This is a genomic window from Microcoleus sp. LEGE 07076 (assembly GCF_015207455.1).
Classification (GTDB): Bacteria; Cyanobacteriota; Cyanobacteriia; order Cyanobacteriales; family Microcoleaceae; genus Microcoleus.
This window is the reverse complement of record NZ_JADEWV010000425.1, coordinates 1-2117: the sequence shown is the minus strand read 5'-3', so window position 1 is coordinate 2117 and position 2117 is coordinate 1. Positions and strand designations below refer to the sequence as shown.

At 50.8% G+C, this 2117-nt stretch carries 1 protein-coding gene; it reads right to left on the bottom strand.

Annotated elements, in window-relative coordinates:
• Positions 1 to 204: 204 nt before the first annotated feature.
• Positions 205 to 2117 (bottom strand): glycoside hydrolase family 10 protein (locus IQ270_RS29925; protein ID WP_193976726.1); only part of this gene is annotated, 1913 nt, incomplete at its 5' end.

Genomic DNA, 2117 nt, shown 5'->3' with positions numbered 1-2117 from the left:
ATGGTGCAAGATGTGAGTTTAAACTGAGATATTGCAGCAATGTCAATAAGGTGATTTATCGTGGGGGAGGGCGGGTTTCTTTAACCTGTCTGCAAGCTTTGAGGCTCAAGAGTGAACCCGCCCCTACAGGTTGTTGAGAATGGTGCAAGATGTGAGTTTGAACAAACAGTAGCTAAGGACTACGCGCACCCTAAACGCCTGTATTTACCTGCGATTCAATTCCACCCTTTCGCCGTAACGCAACAGCATATCCAAACTCTCCAAACGATTTTGCCAAGTTTGTACCTGATAGCTATTCTCTCCAGAATGCCAGCGCATCGAAGATTGAAACTGAGATTTAAAACTCGCCAATAATCTTTTAGCAGTTGCTAAACTTTCGGTAGAAGGATTGGCCGACAATCGGCTCAACGCAACACCCAATTCATCCGATCGACTTTGCAGAACTTTCAGTTCAGATTCCGACACCCGCAACTGATTGTTAGCCAACAAAAAACTCCATTCCTGCTTGATAGCAGTATAGCGCGAAGCCGCCGCTGCAAACGGCTGCCGGTAAGGAATCGGTTCTGCTGCAGAAGTAGAGCGCACTGGGGGGCCTTGAGTGCGGTTAAAAAAGCCTTGCATGGCGCTGCTGATACTTTCCACGGCAAAAATAGCATAGCCCCCTGTGGGCAAATCGCGCAAAGCTTGAATTTGGTCGATCGCCACAACTTGCGGGAGAGTCAACAACTTAACCGACGGAGAAATCAAAGCCGAACCGAGCATTTGTTCCTTCGCCAAGGGTTCGGTGATGCGCTCAAGTCGGTTAGTATCCAAAGCATAAGTCATGGGCACAATCAAATCTACAATACCCTGACGGGCCCAAACTTCCCAATTTTGTTGAATTTTGTAAATCCGCTGACTTGCAGGGTGCGGAAACACCGCTACCGAGAGAATTGTGCGCGGATAGTTCTGCCGCAAAAGCTGAGAAACTTCAGCTACAAAACTATTAATTTGATTGGTTTTAAATTCAACCCACTGCCGCCACAAACTGCCGTCATTCGGAGAAATATTCACCGGATCTGCACCGGTCAACTGCTTGAATTGCTGCCTCGCCGCAATACCGTAGCCGTAGGTAAAGCCAGCATTGTCATTTTGAAAAGGATACCGAATATAGTCTAACTGCACGCCATCTACTTTATAGCGGCTGGTAATTTCGCCGATAATTTGCAGCAAATAACGGCGGGCTTCCGGGTTTGCCGGATCGAGATAAAATTTACCGTCATTAGGATTTTGCGTGCGTCCTTTATTGTCGATATTTGCCCAATTTGGATGAGCCAAAAGTACCGGCCCGGGATAAGAACTAGGCTTGCCGATTAAAGTATTGTGGCGCTTATTTCCGGTGGCAAAAATCCAAAGCCAAGCGTGCAGTTCCATGCCTCGTTCGCGGGCTAATTTAACCGCAGATTCCAGCGGATCCCAGCCAACTGTGAGGGGGTTTTGTTGCGGTGCAACTTGACTGGGATAAATCGGATATCCGGCATTTAAAGTTTCAAAGAAAACGGTATTGATACCCGCGGCGGCGAGCCGATCGAACACTGCAGCCAAACCTTGTTCGGATCGAGCTGCGACGATCGTACCGCGATCGAGCCAAACCGCCCGAATTTCCGCCCCGACGCGCTGCCCTTCCTGCGGGTAATTTTGCCACAGCAACTCTCGCGCTTGCACCCACTGCTGTCTGGCCTCAGCGTATTTTTGCTGTTGCAGGAGTTGGTCAAAGGTTTGCAAAACCTGTCGGGCGTTGGCGATCGCCCGGGTTTTGGTTGCTTGCACCACAGGCGGGCGATTGGCTGTCGGGGCGCCAGCGCTGTTGCTTCCCGCCACCAGTTGAGGGGGGGCAGGAGCGGCGAGATTGACGGCGGTGTTGCCTGAATTAGATGCTGTCAGGGCGCTTTCAAACCTACCGAGGAGGTTGGTGAGTTCTTGGCGCATCAAGTAGGCTTCAATGCTGACGATCGGCTTGTTGGAATTTGCCTGCACGTTCAAACCCGCCGGCGCCGACTGGTCTGAAGGGTCTGTAAAAGTTGCGGGTACTGGGTCGGGCAGCGAGGTAGAAGGAGAAAGTCTGCTCAGCGGGGTAC